This window comes from Streptomyces alkaliphilus (assembly GCF_014141535.1).
GTDB lineage: Bacteria > Actinomycetota > Actinomycetes > Streptomycetales > Streptomycetaceae > Streptomyces > Streptomyces alkaliphilus.
Genome location: NZ_VKHT01000018.1, coordinates 1 through 18,104 on the forward strand (window position 1 = coordinate 1; position 18,104 = coordinate 18,104).

15 protein-coding genes and 1 pseudogene are annotated in these 18,104 nt (G+C 68.7%); all 16 read left to right on the top strand.

All coding sequences use genetic code 11. The features are described from left to right. Positions 1-246: 246 nt before the first annotated feature. A pseudogene (locus FNQ90_RS28325) lies at positions 247-756 on the top strand (LacI family DNA-binding transcriptional regulator); the annotation flags it as partial. Between the two features lie 278 nt (positions 757-1,034). Continuing rightward, positions 1,035-1,532, top strand: coding sequence for an extracellular solute-binding protein (locus tag FNQ90_RS26925; protein WP_323379721.1), 498 nt, complete (start codon positions 1,035-1,037; stop codon positions 1,530-1,532). Then, entirely contained in the window at positions 1,478-1,711 is a 234-nt protein-coding gene (locus tag FNQ90_RS01375) for a hypothetical protein (RefSeq protein WP_228470780.1), read from the top strand. Before FNQ90_RS26925 ends, FNQ90_RS01375 begins: the two co-directional genes overlap by 55 nt. 144 nt (positions 1,712-1,855) lie before the next feature. After that, complete coding sequence (locus FNQ90_RS01380; protein ID WP_182604552.1) at positions 1,856-5,032, top strand: AfsR/SARP family transcriptional regulator; 3,177 nt, start codon at positions 1,856-1,858, stop codon at positions 5,030-5,032. Positions 5,033-5,493: 461 nt separating this feature from the next. Continuing rightward, positions 5,494-6,348 carry a hypothetical protein gene (locus tag FNQ90_RS01385; protein ID WP_182604553.1) on the top strand — a complete coding sequence of 285 codons (855 nt, stop codon included), beginning with the start codon at positions 5,494-5,496 and terminating at the stop codon, positions 6,346-6,348. Positions 6,349-6,445: 97 nt separating this feature from the next. Further along, positions 6,446-6,703, top strand: a complete 258-nt coding sequence (locus FNQ90_RS28330; protein ID WP_323379722.1) for an acyl carrier protein — start codon at positions 6,446-6,448, stop codon at positions 6,701-6,703. 51 nt (positions 6,704-6,754) lie between these two features. Further along, on the top strand, positions 6,755-7,123 hold the full coding sequence (locus FNQ90_RS01395) for an ectoine synthase (RefSeq protein ID WP_407699293.1): 369 nt from the start codon (positions 6,755-6,757) through the stop codon (positions 7,121-7,123). A 43-nt stretch (positions 7,124-7,166) separates the two neighbouring features. Continuing rightward, entirely contained in the window at positions 7,167-8,114 is a 948-nt protein-coding gene (locus tag FNQ90_RS01400) for a pseudouridine-5'-phosphate glycosidase (RefSeq protein ID WP_182604556.1), read from the top strand. After that, positions 8,111-8,842, top strand: coding sequence for an HAD family hydrolase (locus FNQ90_RS01405; RefSeq protein WP_182604557.1), 732 nt, complete (start codon positions 8,111-8,113; stop codon positions 8,840-8,842). The genes FNQ90_RS01400 and FNQ90_RS01405 overlap by 4 nt, the downstream gene beginning before the upstream one ends. Continuing rightward, positions 8,839-10,269 carry an MFS transporter gene (locus FNQ90_RS01410; RefSeq protein ID WP_228470781.1) on the top strand — a complete coding sequence of 477 codons (1,431 nt, stop codon included), beginning with the start codon at positions 8,839-8,841 and terminating at the stop codon, positions 10,267-10,269. Before FNQ90_RS01405 ends, FNQ90_RS01410 begins: the two co-directional genes overlap by 4 nt. Further along, positions 10,266-11,063, top strand: coding sequence for a maleate cis-trans isomerase family protein (locus FNQ90_RS01415; RefSeq protein WP_182604558.1), 798 nt, complete (start codon positions 10,266-10,268; stop codon positions 11,061-11,063). The genes FNQ90_RS01410 and FNQ90_RS01415 overlap by 4 nt, the downstream gene beginning before the upstream one ends. A 94-nt stretch (positions 11,064-11,157) precedes the next feature. Next, the gene (locus FNQ90_RS01420; protein WP_182604559.1) at positions 11,158-12,663 is read left to right on the top strand and encodes an AMP-binding protein; all 1,506 of its coding nucleotides are present in this window, start codon (positions 11,158-11,160) and stop codon (positions 12,661-12,663) included. Next, positions 12,660-13,799: an acyl-CoA dehydrogenase family protein gene (locus tag FNQ90_RS01425; RefSeq protein ID WP_182604560.1), complete on the top strand. Its 1,140-nt coding sequence runs from the start codon at positions 12,660-12,662 to the stop codon at positions 13,797-13,799. The genes FNQ90_RS01420 and FNQ90_RS01425 overlap by 4 nt, the downstream gene beginning before the upstream one ends. 13 nt (positions 13,800-13,812) lie before the next feature. Continuing rightward, positions 13,813-14,502, top strand: coding sequence for a transglutaminase-like domain-containing protein (locus tag FNQ90_RS01430; protein ID WP_182604561.1), 690 nt, complete (start codon positions 13,813-13,815; stop codon positions 14,500-14,502). Positions 14,503-14,532: 30 nt separating this feature from the next. Beyond that, on the top strand, positions 14,533-15,972 hold the full coding sequence (locus FNQ90_RS01435; protein ID WP_182604562.1) for a glycosyltransferase 87 family protein: 1,440 nt from the start codon (positions 14,533-14,535) through the stop codon (positions 15,970-15,972). Then, positions 15,969-17,282, top strand: a complete 1,314-nt coding sequence (locus tag FNQ90_RS01440; protein ID WP_182604563.1) for a bifunctional glycosyltransferase family 2/GtrA family protein — start codon at positions 15,969-15,971, stop codon at positions 17,280-17,282. Before FNQ90_RS01435 ends, FNQ90_RS01440 begins: the two co-directional genes overlap by 4 nt. Positions 17,283-18,104: the final 822 nt, after the last annotated feature.

The window sequence follows — 18,104 nt, forward strand, 5'->3', positions numbered from 1 at the left end:
CGCGCCGTCCTCCGACCCGGTCACGTTGGAGTACTGGTCCTGGGTCCCCGGAATGGAGGAGGTCGTGGATCTGTGGAACAGTCGAAACCCGGATGTGCGGGTCGAGTCGAGGACCTCGTGGCCACCGCCCCGGGGCGGGCGGAGAACCCCGTGGCGAAACCGGAGGAGAACACGAGCGGTGGGTCCTTCCCGGTGACGTAGGGTGGCGCCCCGGGAGGAGCGTGAGCGGTGCGAGAACGGGTCACCATGACGGATGTCGCGCGGGCCGCCGGCGTCTCGACGGCGACGGTCTCCTACGTTCTGTCCGGCAAACGGCCCGTGGCCCCCGCGACCCGGGCCGCGGTCGAGAACGCCATCACCGAGTTGGGCTTCACCGTCAACACGGCCGCGCGCAGCCTGCGGACCGGACAGTCCACACTGGCGGCGTTGATCGTGCCCGACATCGCCAACCCGTTCTTCGCCCAGCTCGCCGCCACCCTCCAGGAGGAGTTGCGGGGGTTGGGGCTGCACGTCATCGTCTGCAACACCCGCGCCGACCGCCACGAGGAGCGCGCGCTGCTGGCCGAGGCGGTGCAGCAGCGCTTCGCCGGGGTCGTCATCACCCCCTTCCGTCTGCTGCCGAGGGACATCGAGACCCTCGACAGGGCGGATATCCCGACGGTGATCAGCGCGGACATCTCCTTCGGCCCGGTCGATCTCGTGACGCCGGACGCGCGGGCCGCCACGCGGCGGGCGCTGGAACGGGTGATCGCCGCGGGGCGTCGCCGCATCGCCATGATCGCGGGCCCCCGGGACGCGACCGGTGGTGATCCGCGGCTCGAACTCCTGCGGGACCTCGCCCGCCGCCTCGGTACCTCCGCGGCGGTGACCGGATGCGGCGGTGACAGCGGGAGTGGTGGCGCGGCCGACGAGCCCTGCGCGCCGTCCTCCGACCCGGTCACGTTGGAGTACTGGTCCTGGGTCCCCGGAATGGAGGAGGTCGTGGATCTGTGGAACAGTCGAAACCCGGATGTGCGGGTCGAGTCGAGGACCTCGTGGCCACCGATCTCCAGGGCTTCTCCCCGGCCCTGTACAAATCGTGGAACGACGACGAGGTCGTCACCTGGATCAGCGCCGCCCGGGGCTACAGCACGATCCGCGACAACGCCCCGTCCACCGCGGGCAAATGGGCCGTGGCCCCCATGCCGCAGTGGGAGGCCGGGGGGCAACGAGCGGGCAACTGGGGCGGCTCGACCACCGCGGTGCTCTCCGGGAACGAACACCCGGCCGAGGCGACCGAATTCGCGTTGTGGCTGAACACCGACCCCGAGGCGTTGGAGATCCTCAACCGCGAGGGTGGTCTCTATCCGGCGGCCACGGACGGCCTGGACCTGCCGGCGCTCGGGGAGCCGGTCGACTTCTACGGCGGGCAGCGGATCTTCGAGGTCTTCGCCCCGGCCTCGACTCCTTCCTCTACGACCCGCGACTGTCCCCGCTCATGGACCTGCCGGGGTCCGTCGGGATCCGGGTCGACCCGCTGGGAGCGGATCTGATCCTCTTCTCCATCGGCAACGTCGTCACCTGGACCTACACCGGCTACAACATGCTCATCCCGTACGCCGCGTTGCAGGCGCTGCCGGCCGACATCGGGGAGGCGGCACGCGTCGACGGGGCCGTTGAGAGCCCGCCCCACCACACCCCTCCCTCCTATTCTCCCGGCCGGCGGGATTGACACATTCCCGTATACCCGTTACCGACGCTCTCGTCGTGCGGCCGCAAATGTCTTGATGGCTGGTGACGAGGTGTGGTGATGATTGACCAGGAGTGTTCAAATAGATGGGTCGGCCACGTGTGATGTGCTTCGGGAGGACTTCCGGTGCTCAGGTTGCTCGGTCCGTTGGAGCTGGTGTCCGACAGGGTGTCGATTGGCCTCGGCGGACCGCGCCGGCGCGTCGTGCTGGCCATGTTGGGCCTGAACCCCAACCGGGTGGTTTCACTGGAACAACTCATCGACGCGGTGTGGGGTGTCGCTCCACCCTCCACAGCCCGGGGCCAGGTTCAGACCTGTATCTCAGGATTGCGTCGGGTGCTCGCCGAGGCCGGGTACCCGGACGCGATCGCCACCCGACCGCCCGGATACGTGCTGCAGATCTCCGAGGAGGGTCTGGACACGCTTGTCTTCGCCTCGCTCACCACCCGGGCAAAGACGTGTGGCGCCGAAGGGCGCACGGAGCAAGCCGCGCAATTGCTGCGGGAGGCGATAACACTGTGGCGCGGGGTGGCTCTCGCCGATGTCACCAGCGACCTGGTGCAGCGCGGCGCGACGGTGTTGGAGGAGAGCAGGATGGCGGCCATCGAAGAACTGGCCCGGCTGGAACTCGCTCTTGGCCGGCACAATCTGGTGAGCGGCGAACTGCGCACCCTGGTCGCCGAACACCCGCTCCGGGAGAACCTGTACCACTTGTTGATGCTGGCGCTCTACCGGTCGGGGCGCCAGGCCGAGGCGCTCGAGGTCGCGCGTCGGGCACGAACGGTGTTGCGCGAGGAGATCGGGGTCGAACCGGGCTCCGAGCTGCAGAATCTCGCCCAAGCCATCCTGAATCGGGAGCCGTCGTTGAATCCCGGTCCGCCGGAGCGGACCGGGGACCCGCCGCCCGGAGATCAACCCCCGATCGGCAGCTCCGCCCCTGTCGCCCTCCCCGAACACCGGCTTCCGGTCCCGCAGCAGTTACCCGCGAGTATTGCGGATTTCACCGGCCGGGAGAGCGTGCTGGAAGAGGTGAGGGGGCGGCTGGAGCGGCGGGACGCGGACTCTTTCTGCTGGAGCATGCCGATCGTCGCCATCTCGGGGAAGGGCGGAGTGGGCAAGTCCAGCCTCGCGGTGCGCGTGGCACACGAGCTGACTCCCGCCTTCCCCGACGGACAGCTTTATGCCGGCCTGCGCACGCCGACAGGGACGAATTCACCGGCCCGCCTCCTGGCACGGTTCCTGCGCGCTCTGGGTGTCTCGGGGAGCGCCCTGCCGGAGAGCCTGGAGGAGCGCCAAGAACTCTTCCGCACCCGGCTGTCGGGGCGCCGTGTTCTGTTACTCCTCGACGACGCCACCGACGAGGCGGACGTGCTGCCGCTGTTACCCGGGGCACCTTCTTGTGCGGTGCTGGTCACCAGTCGCAAGCGGCTCAGCGGGCTTCCGGGCGCGCATCGTGTCGATGTCGGAGTCCTGGAGGCGGATCGCTCCCTCGATCTCCTGGGGAAGATCGTCGGCACCGATCGGGTGGCGGCCGAACACCCCGCCGCCCTCGAGCTGGTGACGTTCTGCTGCGGCCTGCCGCTGGCCCTGCGCATCGCCGGAGCGCGACTCGCCTCCCGGCCGCACTGGCGCATCGACAACCTGGTACGGCGACTGCGTGATGAGGCGTCGCGGTTGGATGAGCTGTCCCACCAGGGGCTGGAGCTGCGCTCCAACATCGAACTGACCTACCGCGGTCTCGATGACAGCGCCCGCCGGCTGTTCCGCCTGTCCTCCCTCGTTCAGGCCTCCGATTTCCCCGACTGGACAGCCGCCGCGCTGCTCGACACCTCGCTCGGCGAGGGCCGGGAGGTGCTGGAGAGCCTGGTCGACGCGCAACTGCTGGACGTGGTGATCCACCCGGGACCGCACCCGGTGCGCTACCGATTCCACGAACTGATCCGGCTCTACGCCATGGAGCAGGTCCTGACGGAAGAGAGCAAGAACGAGCGACGGGCCGCCCTGACCCGGATGCTCGGCGCCTGGCTGGCGCACGCCGAGGCAGCCCACCGGAAGGAGTACGGCGGCGACTTCACGATCCTGCACGGCGATGCCCCCCGCTGGTCTCCCGGGCAGGCGGAAATCGCCGAATGCGTCGCCGACGCGGCTGCCTGGTGGGAGGCCGAGCGCAGGGCACTGGTGGAGGGGGTGCGACAGGCGGCCGAGGCCGGTCTGCACGAGCTGTGCTGGGACCTGGCCCTGACATCGGTGACACTTTTCGAGGCCAAGGGGTACTTCGACGACTGGCACGAGTGCGCCCAGATCGCGCTCGAGGCGACCGAGCGGGCAGGCAACACCACGGGTATGGCCGCCATGCGCTACTCGCTGGGGACCCTGCATATGTTCCAGACCCGGTTGGAAGACGCGGAACGTTGCTTCACCTCGGCCCTGGAGATCTTCAGTACCGAGGGGAATGCGCACGGCAGCGCATTGGTGTTGCGGAACGCCGCGCACATCGACGCGCTGCGCCACGACATACCCGCGATGCTGGACAAGTACGCCACAGCGCTGCGGACGATGCGCGAGGTCGGCGACCGGATCGGAGAAGCGCATATTCTGCGCAGTCTGGCCAGGCACCGGATGGAGGAGCAGAACGACCGGGAAGCCCGGGAGCTGCTGGAGGAGGCGCTGCAGATCTGCCGTGAGGTGGGGTGTCTGCGGGCCGAGGCCCAGGTGGTCCACAGCTTCGCCGAGCTGCAACTGGGCGCCGGCCAGCTCGACCAGGCCCGCCGGTCGCTGCACCGGGTTCTGCGCATCGTCCGGGACGCCGGGGACCGCATCGGTGAGGCGTATGCCGTGTACGGGCTGAGCGTGCTGCGGCAGCGGGAGTGCCGTCTGGACGCGGCGGAAACCACTTTGGCGCATGCTCTCGACCTGGCAAGGCAGGTCGGTGAGCGGTTCATCGAGGCCAAGTCGCTCTACGGTCTCGGGGAGATCGCCCTCGCCCGGGACACCGTTTCTGCCGGGGCCGCGTACCTGGAGGCCGCGAACAGCCTCTTCGCCGGCCTCGGAGCCTCCGTCTGGCAGGCCAGGACCCTGATCCTGCTGACGGAGATTCGGGCCACCGATGCGCCGGAGCAGGCGAGAACACACCTGGAACAGGTGGACCGATTGCTCTCTGCCGTCGACTCCCGGGAGTCCGCGCACCTGCTGGAGGAAGTGCGCGGAATGCGAATCGGGGCCTTCGCCGCCGGCATTCCGGGCTCCTCGGCCGACATGGGGGCCCGAGCCGCGATCGAAGCCGGGGGAAGCGCCTCGACCTGACCGTGCGCCCCGTCCGTCGAACGGGCCCATGGCGAGGACTGCGCACCGGCACCGCTGTCGCCCGAGGCGTGCGTACACGGCCGGGGCCGCGCCACGGATCACCAATGGGTGTCTGCGACACATGCTCCCTCTTCGGCGGACCAGTGGGTGTCCCGCGGGCATTCCGGCTCGGCTTCGGTGGCATGCGCGACGGCTGAGGACGTCAGGGAGCACAGGAGGGTGAGCAGGAACGGAACGGCGAATCGGCGGATGATCATGGTGGTCCTCCGTGGTCGGCGATGCGTCGTGAGTCGGACGCGGTGTGGTGTGGTGTGGTGCGGAGTTCAGCACGCAGCGCTTCCGTCGGACGCTTCGTCCGCTTCCATCTCGCTCCCGGTCCGATGGGAGCGGAACAAGAGCGGATCGAAAGACCCACCCCGCACAGTCGGGGACGCGTTCTTTCCCCGATCCGGAGGTGTGCGATGGGTGATCCCACCCTGCGACTCGACGCCGACGACCTGTGCGCCATGATGGCGGACTTCGGTCCCCCCGACGTGGTCGCCGAGGACCTGTTGGCCTTCGATGACAAGACGACGCCCGCCCGTCCGCGGAAGGCGCAATGGCCCCCTGTCACCCTTGAGGGGGACCTTGCGCTCGTACGGGACGAGGAGAGCGGTCTGCGGTGCGTGTTGCCGGCATCGGCTTTGCGGGCCTGCCGTACCGCAGCGCTGGCTGTCATGGCGGCCCGTTTTCTCCTGTCGCCGGGTGTGGTCACCGTTTCACTCGTCGGATCGGGGACGACGGCCCGGATCCACCTGCTGGTGGCTGTCCACGGTCTGCCGGACATCAGCCATCTCGCGATGTACCGGCCGCGGCCGACAGACGCCCCCCCGGTGACTCCTCGGGTGGCCGAGCTGCTGAGCCGGGCCGGTATCGGACTGTCCGTCACCACCCGCGTCAGGGATGCCACCTTCGGTGCCAATCTGGTCATCCTCACCGGACCCGGCCTGCCCGCGGAAGGGCTGGGACACCTCGCGCCCGGAGCGGTCGTGATCAACGCCACGGGTGAGCATCCACCTCCGGCATTGGCCGGCCGCGCGAGCGCCCTGTTCGTCGACGACCCCGGGCGGCTGGAGCTTCCCGGGAGAACCGCTCTCGCGACTTCCAGCCCGATCCACCTGCGCCAGGTGTTCAGGGGTGAGCATCCGGGGCGGTCCCTCCCCGACCAGGTCCTGTTGGTCGACCTGCTGACCATCACCCTTCTCGATGGTTCGTTGGCCCGTCGACTGCATCGCACGGCGCTTCGTCACGGCCGCGGGGAGGTCGTCCCCGGCTGAGGCACTGCCGCAAGGAACGGTCGGCTTCCAGCGGAAACCGGACCGTCCCAGAAGCCCGCTCCTTCCTGATCATCCGGCCCCACTCACGAGGAGAACCGTGTCCACCCAACCCGAAGAGAACGACATCAAACGATTCATCATCACCAGTTTCATCCCCGATACCCCGGTCGGTGACCTCCCTGCCGACCTCGACCTGTTGGAGAACGGTGTCGTGGACAGCCTGGGACTGCTGCGCCTGATCAGTTGGGTCGGCAGCGCGTACGACATCCCGGTCGCCGAACGCGACATCACGCCGCACCAGTTCAGCTCCGTCACCGCCATCGCGGAGTTCGTCCGGCAGGCCCGGGTCCATTGATCGGACACGGGAAAACGGCCTTCGGAAAGATAGGAGAGCAGCGACGTGATCGTGCGCAGGAAGAATGAGATCGCCGCAGTCGAGTGGGGAAACGGCCTGAGCTTCCGGTTTCTCGTCGAAGCCGACCGGATGGGCTTCACCCTGGCCCACACCATCGTCCGGGCCGGCTCCAAGTCCCCCCTGCATTACCGACGGCACCTGGAAGCCTGCTACTGCATTTCCGGACGAGGACAGGTGATCGCCGAATCCGGCGATATCCACGAGATAGAACCCGGCACGCTGTACGCGCTCGACGAGCACGACCGACACCATCTGGTGGCTTCGCCCGGGAGCGATCTGGAACTCATCAGCATCTTCAACCCGCCCCTGCACGGCGATGAGCGGCACCACTTCGACGCCAGCGACTTCTCACACTACTGACCAGCCCCGCGGGACGAACCGGACAGCTGAGACGAGGACATCGATGAGCATCCACGCAGGACCCGAACCGTACGTGATCTCCGAGGAAGTGGCCGATGCCCTGGCATCGGGGCTGCCCGTGGTGGCGCTGGAATCCTCCGGTGTGGCCCACGGTCTGCCGCAGCCGATGAACTTCGACACCGCACTGCAGATGCACAAGGCGATCCGGGGCGGCGGCGCGGTGCCGGCCCGTGTGGGCATCATCGCCGGCAGGTTCGTGGTCGGCATGTCGGAGGAGCAGGTCGCCGACTTCGCGGGGACCGACGATCTCCCCAAGGTCAGTGTGCGCGACATCGGGCCGGCGCTGGCGTCCGGCCGTTCCGGTGGCACCACGGTCTCCGCCACACTGGTGGCCGCTGCCCACGCCGGCATCCGGGTATTCGCCGTCGCCGGCATCGGCGGAGTGCACTTCGGCGCACCGCAAAGCTTCGATGTCTCCTGCGACCTGACCGAGTTCACCCGTCACCGGATCGTCACCGTGTGCGCCGGCGCGAAGTCCCTGCTCGACCCGGCGCTGACGCTGGAATACCTGGAGACGCAGGGGGTGCCGGTCGTCGGCTACCGCTGCGATGACTTTCCCGCCTACTACTGCGTCTCCAGCGGTCATCCCAACCCTCACCGCGAGGACGACCTCGAACGTCTTACCGCGGCGGTCCGGTTGCACTGGGCCGCCGGCAACAACGGCGGGTTCATGGTCACCCACCCGATCGCCGAGCACGACGCGCTGCCCTCGGACCGGATCCAGGGGCTGATCCGGGAGAAGCAGGGCGAGGCGGAGCGGGCCGGCGTCACCGGAGCGGCGGTGACCCCCCATATCCTGGCCGCCGTCTCGGCTGCGACCCGGGGCCGTACCGCCGAGGCCAACCGGTCGGTGCTGCTGTCCACCAGTGCGCTCGCCGCCGAGGTGGCCGTCGCCCTCAACCGCTCCGTGCCCCCGGCAGGTGTCTCGTGACCCCCGGCGGTGCGCAGGCGGTGCTGTTCGACCTCGACGGGACGCTGGTCGACACCCCGGCCGGCATGGCCGAGGTGCTGACCACCGTGGTACGCGAGACCGGCCGGGAACCGGACGAGTCGGCACTCCGCGCCACCATCGGCCGGCCGCTCGCCACGTCCCTGGCCATCCTGCTCGACACGGCGAGCACGGGTGACCCCGACGTCACCCGTGCGGCGGAACGCGCTCGGACACTGTTCACCGAGCAGGTCATCCCCCGGGCACCGGAGCTCGTTTTCCCCGGGGTACCGGCGCTGCTCGCCGAACTGCGCGACCGGGGTGTCACGCTGGCCGTCGTCACCAGCAAAGTCCACTCCAGCGCGGTGGAACTGTTGGACGCCGCCGGGCTGCTCGGGGCGTTCGACACCCTCTCCTGTCACGGTATGACCCCACGTGGCAAGCCCTCCCCGGACCTGGCACTGCTCGCCGCTGCCGAACTGAAGGTGCCCGCCGGGCGGTGCCTGGTCGTCGGGGACGCAGTCGACGACATCCGGATGGCCCACCGGGCCGGCATGGCCGCGTACGGCGTCGGATACGGCGTCGCCGGTCACGATCGGCTCCTGAACGCCGGAGCCCGCGCTGTCGCCGGGACCACCACCGAATTGCGCGATGCACTGGCGATGGCGGTCGCGGCCGGACGCCTTGCCGCCGAACCCCACCCCACCGGTCCTCGTCGGAAGCAGGGATGATCTTCATGACCTCCCCGGTCACCAACGGTGCAACGTTATCGCGCGGCGCGGCCAACGCGGCACTGGCAATCCTCGCCGTGGCTCAGTTCCTGCTCGCCCTCGACTACTCCATCGTCTACGTGGCACTGCCCAGCGTCGGCGGCGACCTCTCCCTGACCGAGAGCACGGTGCAGTGGGTGGTCAGCGGATACGCGGTGTTCTTCGCCGGGTTCCTCATCGTCGGTGGCCGAATCTCGAGCCGGTTCGGCCCGCGCAACGTCTATCTCACCGCGATGGTGCTGTTCGGCGTGGCTTCCCTGGCGGGCGGTATCGCCTCGGACGGGGCCACTCTGATGGCGGCGCGTGCCGCCCAGGGCGTCGGTGCCGCACTGTTGCAGCCGGCTGTCATAGCGCTGATCAACACGACCTTCGCGGCTGGTCCCGAGCGCAATCGGGCGCTGGGGGTCTGGGGCACCGTCGGCGCGTCCGGACTCGCCGCCGGTGTCGTGGCCGGCGGCCTGTTGACCACCGTCTCCTGGCGCTGGGTCTTCCTGATCAACCTGCCGGTGACCGCGCTCTGCGTGCTGGCCGGCCTCCGCCTGCTGCCGCGTGTCGCCTCCCGCAAGGACCTCCGGCTCAATGTGATCAGTGCCGTACTGTGCACCGGCACGGTGCTCGCCGCGGCACTCGCCCTGACACAGGCCGCTGCCGAGAACTGGACCCATCCCACCACCCTGGCGTGCTTTGCCGCGGGTGCGGTTCTGCTGGTGGCGTTCGTACTGCGGGAGCGGAGCAGCAGCCGGCCACTGGTCGACCCGATCGTCCGGAGGACCCGGACGCTGCTGGTCGGCTGCGGATCCACCGCGCTGTACATGGCGAGCGTGGGCAACATGTTCTTCGTGGTGACCCTGCTGGTGCAGGAGTTGCGGGGCTACGGGCCGATCGCCGCCGGACTGGCGTTCCTTCCGATGGCGGCGGCCATTGTGCTGGCCAACTCCGTCACGGCGCGCGTGGTCGCCGCGCTGGGGGTACGCGCCACACTCACTCTTGCCTTCGTCGTGGCCGCGGGTGGACTGGCGCTTCTCGCAGCGCAGGTCGACGGCGAGCGTTATGTCGTCGACCTGTTGCCGGGTCTGCTGATCACCGGCTTCGCCCACGGAGTGATCTACGTGTCGATGTTCATCGTCGGCACCCGCGACATCGCGGATCACCATCAGGGTCTGGCAGGAGGGCTGATGACCACCACTCAGTACATGAGTGGAGCACTGGGCATCGCGGTGCTGGTGCTGGTTCTCGGACCGGGACCGCAACAGGGTGACTTCGGGCGGGCTTTCCTCACGACGGCGGGAGCCGCCGCGCTGGGCGCCCTGCTGGTCTGGCTCGGCCTCTCCGGACGGGCCGAACCCGCTCGTACAGCCGGCCGGGTCCGAGAGGGGGCTCCGCGATGAAGCGGCATTCCTGGGTGGCGCAACTCGGTGTACTGGTGATCGACAACGACCCTGTGGTCGAGGCCGAGCTGTGGCGGATGGCGCCCTTGGGAGTAACCGTGCACGCGGCCCGCTTCGAGAGCCCGACGAGCACGGGCGCGGAGTACATCGGAACGCCCTGGCCGGACATGATCGCCGTGCAGGACATCCGACGGGGGTTGGAGCAACTCGGGCGGATGGGCGTGTCGGCGATCTGCCTGTGCTTCGGCTCCGCCAGCTTCTTCGGTGGAAAGGACTTCGACGACGGGTTCTCCTCCGCGGCCACCGAACTGGCCGGTGGCACCCCCGTGTACACCGCGGGACAGGCGCTCCGTGCCGCGCTCGCCTCGACCGGTGTTCACCGACCGCTGGTGGTGGCCCCGCCGTGGTTCACCCCTCCGACACTCTCCGCGACACGCTCCTACCTGGCGGAGGCCGGTCACAGCATCGCCGGTCTGACGCAGTACCGGCTGGGCGGCGGTTGGGAGGAGACGCCCCGGCACCGTGTGTTCGATCGCGGCGGACGTTGGGAGGTGGACCCGACGGAGGTCTGCCGCCAGGTCACGACCGACTTTCCGGCAGATGCCGACGGCGTCCTGATCCCCGGCAGCGGCTTCCGCTCGTTCGAAGCGGTGGAATCGCTGGAGAACTCGCTCGGCGTGCCGGTCATCACCTCCAACCAGGCTTGCCTCTGGCGACTGCTGACCCTGACCGGAGTCGCCTCGGCGGTCCCCGGTGGTGGTCGACTGCTCGCCGGCCGCCCGGCCTCGGTGTAGTGGCGCGAGGCCCGGCCCACCAGCGGCCCGGTACGGACGCCGCAGTACCGGGCGATCGCGCCCACCCCGCCACACCTCGTGGAAGGAAGACCCGATGCCCACACCCATGTTCCTGACCGCCCTGACCCGCCGTGCCCGGGAGCTGCCGGACGCTCCCGCTCTGACCTGGCGCGGCCGGACGGTGTCGTACCGTGAGCTGGCGGCCGCTGCCGCCGCGACGCGGGCCGAGCTCGCCGCTCTGGACCTCCCGACGGGTGTGCCCCTCTGTGTGCCCGCACGGAAGTCACCCGAGACGGTGGCCCTCGTCATCGCCTGCCTCCAAGCCGGCCGACGTGTACTGCTGCCATCTGCCGGGCTCGGCGCGGCAGCGCTCGATGAGCTGTGTATGCAGACCGGCTGTAGCCACGTGCTGACCATCCCGGCCTCCGGTCCCACCGGCGGGACCGGAGAGGCTCGGTTGGTGATGGCCGCACGTCCGAGCGGGCACGCGCCCGGACCCGCCCTTCCGCCGGGGCCCGGCCTGCTGCTGACCACCTCCGGCTCCACCGGCACGCCGAAGACCGTGGTACTCGACACCGACGGTGTCGACCGCTTTCTGGCGTGGGCCGTCGACCGGTTCGGGATCGGGAGCGGGGCCCGGGTGCTGAACTACGCGCCGCTCAACTTCGACCTGTGCCTGCTCGACGTGTGGTCCACACTCGCCGCCGGCGGATGCGCCGACCTGGTCGATCCCGACATCGCCATGGACGGGTCCCGGCTGGTTGCCGTGTGCGCGGAACGGAAACCCCATGTCATTCAGGCTGTCCCGCTCTTCTTCCGCCTGGTCACCGACGCCTCCGACCGGCCCCTCCACGGGGTCCACCACATTCTGCTGACCGGTGACACCGTACCCGTGCCTCTGCTGGAACGGATCGCCGAGACCTTCCCGGGCGCCCGGCTGTGGAACGTCTACGGCTGTACCGAGACCAACGACAGTTTTCTGCACGAGATCGACCTCGCCGAGGCCCGGGCCGCAGGAGCGATCCCCATCGGCCGTCCGATCGGCGGTGTCCATGCCCGGGTGGTGGGCCCCGACGGTCGGACGGTCACCGGTAGTGGCGCCGGAGAGTTGCTCGTGAGCACGCCGTTCCAGATGCGCGGCTACCTCGGTCGGTCGACCGTGGGGGATGCGGGACACCGGCACGACGGCATGTTCAGGACCGGGGACCTGGTGCATCGAGACGAGTTCGGACTGATGTATCTCACAGGCCGCAGTGATCGTCAGGTCAAGGTCCGCGGGGTGCGCACCAACCTGGAGGAGGTCGAGCGTGTGCTGCTCACCCACCCCCGGGTACGGGAGGTGGCCGTCATCGCCGAACCGGACGACACGGCCGGACACAGGCTGCACGCCGTGGTCCGCGGCACGCCCGAAGCCCGACTCAACGGCCTGGGATTGCGCGTGCACTGTGCTGCGGGACTGCCGCGCACCGCGATCCCCGGCTCGTTCGACATCACCCATGACCCGCTGCCGCGCACCTCCACGGGAAAGGTCGACCGCAACGCGCTGCGTCGCGTCGGGCACCCGGACATCACCCACCCCACCGAGGAGTACGCACGATGACCGAGTGGAACGAGGACCAGCGGGCACTCCGCGCGGCGGTCGAGGCACTGGGCCCCCGCCTCGGTGAGGGCCACATCGAGCGGGACCCCGGCGGTGGGTTCGCCGCCGGCGCCTGGAAACTCCTGTCCGAGACCGGACTCTTCGCCTTGCCCTTCGCCGGCGAACACGGCGGCCTCCGACAGTCCCTGCCGACCACCATGTACGTGCTGGAGGGCCTGGGGCGCTCCTGCCGGGACGGGGGGTTGAGCTTCTCCGCATCGACTCACCTGGTGAGCACCGGCGTGCCCCTTCAGCGGTTCGGCTCGGAAGAGTTGCGGGCCCGTTATCTGCCCCGCGTCTGCGACGGCTCACTGATCGGCGCCCATGCCATCACCGAACCCGAGGGAGGCTCCGATGTGATGGCGATGCGTACCGCGGCCGAGCGGGACGGCGATCACTTCGTGCTCAGCGGCACCAAGGCGTTCGTCACCAACGGACCGATCGCCGACGTGTTCGTCGTGTACGCCCGCACCGGGCAACGCGGCAGTCCCACCGGGCTGACCGCGTTTCTTGTCGACCGGGAGACCCCCGGTCTCGGTGTCGGCCGACCGATCGCGAAGATGGGACTGCGCACCTCCCCGCTGAGCGAACTCTTCCTCGATGGTTGTCGGGTGCCGGACAGCCATGTCCTGGGCCACGTCGGCTCCGGATTCCTGATCTTGGATCACGTGATGAGGTGGGAGATCCTGTGCTCCTTCGTCATCAACCTGGGCGAGATGGAGCACCGACTGCAGCGCTGCATCGACTACGCCCGAACGAGGACACAGTTCGGGCAGCCGATCGGCTCCTATCAATCCATCGCCAACCACATCGTCGATATGAAGGTCTCGGTGGAGACCTCCCGTAAATGGCTCTACGACACCGGCCGCAAATTGGCCGACGGCAAGGACGTCACGGTCGATGTCGCCATCTCCAAGCTACTGACCAGCGAGAGCAACGTCAGTACCGCGCTCGCGGCCGTACAGATATTCGGCGGCTACGGCTACACCGTCGAATACGGCCTGGAGAAGGATTTGCGTAACGCCGTCGCCGGAACGATCTACTCCGGGACCTCCGAAATCCAGCGGCAGCGCATCGCCAAACTGATCGGACTGTGAGGAAGTGACCCGCATGACCGGTATGACTCCCACCGAAGACCACCTCCTGCGATCCACCGAGTTCCTCGATCATCACAGCGATGAGGTCCGGGACCTGGTCGCCCGCGCGCTCCCGGGCGGGCCCGCCGCAGGAACCGACATCGAGCGGGCTCGCGCCCTGTACTACGCGGTCCGCGACGGCATTCACTACGAGGTCTACGGCGCCGACCTGTCCCGTACGGGCCTGCGGGCGAGCTCGGTGATCCGGCGCGGCATGGGCTTCTGCGTCCATAAGTCCATCGTTTACGCAGCAGCCGTGCGTGCCGCCGGAATTCCCAGCCGCCTCTACTACGGCGACGTGCACAATCACCTGGCATCGCCCCAACTGGAAAAGCTGATGGGCGGCAAGGTGTTCTGTTTCCACAGTCTCACCAGTGTCCGTTTGGCGAACCGATGGGTGAAGGTCACGCCGGTCTTCAACGCCCTGCTGTGCCGACTGTACAGAATCCGCCCGCTGGAGTTCGACGGCCATCGCGACAGCATGTACCACCCCTACGACGAAGAGGGCCGCCTGCACATGGAATTCCTTCGTACTCACGGGGAATTTGACGACGTCCCCTACGAAATGGTGGTCGGGGGCATTCGCCGGGCCCATCCCCGCCTGTTCGAAGCCCCGGAGAGGACGGCGAGCGGATCACTCGTCGCCGACATCGGCCGCTCCTGAACCGCCCGCCTCCCAAGGAAAGGCAAGAGCATGTCCGCATCCACCACTAGAGCCGGGACCACCGTCGAGGTCACTGCGGCCACCGACTCCGCGGAGTCCTCCCCGGTCCGCCGTCATCTGATCACCTGGATCGCCGTGGCGCTCGCCTCGGTGGCGCTGGCGCTGATCACCCGCTGGATCCACACCGGCGACGAGTACTGGGGCCAGCGGTGGACAGTCGATCTGACCGTCTATCTGGCCAGCGGTGAAACGGTCCGCGAAGGGAACTCCCTCTATGATCTTGTTGTCATGTCCCCGCTATACGGGGAGATGCCCTACCTCTATCCGCCGCTGACCGCGCTCCTCTTCTTCGTACCGCTCTCCTTCCTACCGCCGGTCGTGGCCGGGCTGATGTGGAACAGCGCCTCCCTGATCGCGCTCGGCGCCGCGATCTGGCTGACGCTGGGCATCGCCGGAGTTCGGAACGACCGTGCCCGTTGGGTGCTGACCGTGCTGGGCCTGGTGATGGCGGCATGCCTGCTGCCCGTGCGCCTTCACCTCATCGCCGGCCAGATCAACGCCTTTCTCCTGTTGCTCGTGCTGCTGGACTTCCGCCGCGCCCCCGGCCGGTGGCAGGGCGTCGGTATCGGCATCGCGGCCGGCCTGAAGATCACCCCCCTGATCTTCATCGCCTACCTGATGATCACCCGCCGGTGGGCAGCGGCACGCAACGCGCTGGCCGCCTTTCTGGCCACCGTGGCGATCGGCTTCCTCCTGCTACCGGCCGACGCCGCTCGCTACTGGGGAGGCCTGGTGTTGCACTCCTCCCGCGCCGGCGGCGTCTTCGACACCCCGAACCAGTCGCTGGCCGGAGCACTGGCCCGGGTGATGTCGGGTGAACAGTACGACGCGTGGTGGCTGCTGGTGATGGCCGTGGTCGGCCTGTGGGGAATGGGGGTCGCGCTCTTCGCCTTTCGCCGCGGCGCCGATTTCCTCGGCTTCTCCGCCACGGCCGTCACCGGGCTGCTGATCTCCCCGGTCAGCTGGGAGCACCACTGGGTGTACGTGATTCCCCTCCTCGTCTGGCTGGCGGTGTGGGCGTGGCGAAAGCGTTCCCTCCCGGTGGCCGCGATCACCGCAGTGCTGGTGCTCGTGTTCACCGTCAGGACCTTCATGCTGATGGGCATCGAGGAATCCCCACCGTCCCCGATGACCCTGGCCGCGTGGGAACAAGTGATCGCTGCGCCATTTCCACTGGCGGGACTTGCGTTGCTGACCCTGGGCCCACTCTGGGTGGGCCGGACCTTCCCCCGCCGAAACGCCGGCCCCGGGGCCACCACCGACCCGAGCCACCCCGCCCCGGGCGCCGGAGCGCCCCTGCCGCAACAGCCAGCGCAATCCGGAGAGCGACCTCGCGCGTCCGCCGATCCGGCCACTCGAACCCGTGCTGCCTTCGGCCGGCCGACCACACTCCTCGGGGAGGAGAAATGACGGATATCACCCATGGCACGGCCACGGACCGTGCCGGTATCGACGGTCGGGGCTCCGCGTCCGAACCAACCCCCGCTCGCTTCTCCCCGTCCCGCACGGCGATACCGTCCACGTCGACCACCATCGAGATAGTGGTTCCCGCCCACAACGAAGAACGCGCGTTACCGGGCTGCCTGCGCACCCTGCACGCCCGGCTGCGTGATGAATTGCCCTACCCCTGGCACATCACCGTGGTCGACAACGCCAGCACCGACCGCACTCTCGAGGTCGCCCGGGAACTGGCCGCGGAACTACCGCGGGTCCGCGTCGTCCATCTGGACCGCAAGGGCAAGGGTCTGGCGGTGCGCACCGTGTGGGGATCCAGCGAGGCCGACATCGTCGCCTATATGGATGTCGACCTCTCGACCGGCCTCGACGGCTTCCTGCCCCTGATCGCGCCGCTCGTCAGCGGCCACTCCGACCTGGCGATCGGCAGCCGACTCGCTCCCGGTGCCCGGACCCTGCGAGGGCTGCGGCGGGAGTTCGTCTCCCGCTCGTACAACGCGCTGATCCGCTTCACCCACGGAGTCCGCTTCAGCGACGGGCAGTGCGGTTTCAAGGCCGCCCGCACCCGGGTGATCCGCCCCTTGCTGGAGGTGGCCCGTGACGACAGGTTCTTCTTCGACACCGAACTGCTGCTTCTCGCTGACCACAACGGTCTGCGGGTGCACGAGGTGGCTGTCGATTGGGTTGAGGACGTCGACACCCGGGTGAACATCATGGGAACCGCGATGCGAAACGTGCTGGGTCTGTGGCGGATGGCACGGCTCAAAGCCACCGGTCGTGCGCGAGCGGCTGTGACTCCCCGCCCGGGCCCGGTGGCGGAGCACCCGAACGCGGTGCTCCGCCCACGAGCCGAACGCGGCGTCCTCACCCGAGAGGTGGGGTACTTCCTCGCGATCGGCCTCGCCTCGACCATCGGGCACGCATTGTTGTACTGGCTGCTGCGCTTCTGGTGGTCGCCGCCGGCCGCCAATCTGGTGGCACTGGTGGCGCTGACCGTGCTGAACACCGAGGCACATCGGCGGCTGACCTTCCGGGGGGCACCGGCCGGCCCGGTCCGGGCGCACGTGGGCAGCGTGGTGTTGTTCGTACTGGGTTACGCGATGACCACGTCAGCCGTGCTGTGTTTCCGGCATCTGGCCGATGAGCCGTCCCACCTAGCCGAGGTGGTCACTCTGGCCGCGGCCTCCGCGGTGGTCACCGTGGTGCGCTTCCTCGCCCTGAAACTGGTCGTTTTCGGTCGGCATCGCGTCCCCGCGTCCCCCTGAGCCGGCAAGACCACGCTCCCGTACGTCGCCGGGCCGCATAACCCCAGCAACACCGAACCACCCCACACCCGACAGAGACGCCTTGACGAAAGACATGGAGGCACCCCCTCGCCCCGGGTTGAGGAGGACCCACCACCAGGACCCCGGGTCGCCATGCGTCCCCTCTGTGCCCCCCGGACCCGGGGGGCACAGAGGGGAAGTTGCACCAAGGCCCCTCCTCGGATACTGAAGCTCTACGGACCGACCTGTTGAGTGCCCGCTCCGCCAATGTCCGGCCCGCCGAGCCGCGGACGGGAACCTGGTCGGGTTTGCTTCACGTTCCTGCAAAGCCGGCCTGCGGGAACGCGTCCTCCACCCGGCGCGACCTGCTCGATCAGGCAGCTGACACTCCATCGGAACGAGCGTCATTTCAGCGTCAGGATATCGCCCACAACGCCCACAACGCCCACGCGCGAAACCGCAGGTCAGGAGCCCTTTGCGGCCGGTTCGAGGATCGCGACGCACTCCAGGTGATGGGTCATCGCAAAGATTTCGATCTCAACGGAATCAGGAAACCCGCAGGTCAGAGGCACCTTGCCGGCTCTTTTCCCTTCGCGAGGGCACCGCGAGCGTCATATGAGCGTCAAGGCCCGGACTCCATCCGCCCGGGACGGAGCCGGCTGCCATCGTGTCCGGCTGCCTCTCAACCCGTCGAGGTGGACGCACCACAGCTCCAGCGAACGCGTCCGGCATTCCTGCTTGCAATCGCCTCGGAGCGCGTTCTGCGTGGCGAGTCGGCATAGGCTTCTGTAGCGGACGAGGGCGGCGGGGGCAGGGAAGGTC

What these genes read in the sequence shown, in the direction of transcription:
- FNQ90_RS01375 (WP_228470780.1), top strand. Translation starts at nt 1,478, where the DNA reads ATGGACCTGCCGGGGTCCGTCGGGATCCGGGTCGACCCGCTGGGAGCG.
- FNQ90_RS01385 (WP_182604553.1), top strand. Translation starts at nt 5,494, where the DNA reads ATGGGTGATCCCACCCTGCGACTCGACGCCGACGACCTGTGCGCCATG.
- FNQ90_RS01400 (WP_182604556.1), top strand. Translation starts at nt 7,167, where the DNA reads ATGAGCATCCACGCAGGACCCGAACCGTACGTGATCTCCGAGGAAGTG.
- FNQ90_RS01410 (WP_228470781.1), top strand. Translation starts at nt 8,839, where the DNA reads ATGATCTTCATGACCTCCCCGGTCACCAACGGTGCAACGTTATCGCGC.
- FNQ90_RS01415 (WP_182604558.1), top strand. Translation starts at nt 10,266, where the DNA reads ATGAAGCGGCATTCCTGGGTGGCGCAACTCGGTGTACTGGTGATCGAC.
- FNQ90_RS01420 (WP_182604559.1), top strand. Translation starts at nt 11,158, where the DNA reads ATGCCCACACCCATGTTCCTGACCGCCCTGACCCGCCGTGCCCGGGAG.
- FNQ90_RS01425 (WP_182604560.1), top strand. Translation starts at nt 12,660, where the DNA reads ATGACCGAGTGGAACGAGGACCAGCGGGCACTCCGCGCGGCGGTCGAG.
- FNQ90_RS01430 (WP_182604561.1), top strand. Translation starts at nt 13,813, where the DNA reads ATGACCGGTATGACTCCCACCGAAGACCACCTCCTGCGATCCACCGAG.
- FNQ90_RS01435 (WP_182604562.1), top strand. Translation starts at nt 14,533, where the DNA reads ATGTCCGCATCCACCACTAGAGCCGGGACCACCGTCGAGGTCACTGCG.
- FNQ90_RS01440 (WP_182604563.1), top strand. Translation starts at nt 15,969, where the DNA reads ATGACGGATATCACCCATGGCACGGCCACGGACCGTGCCGGTATCGAC.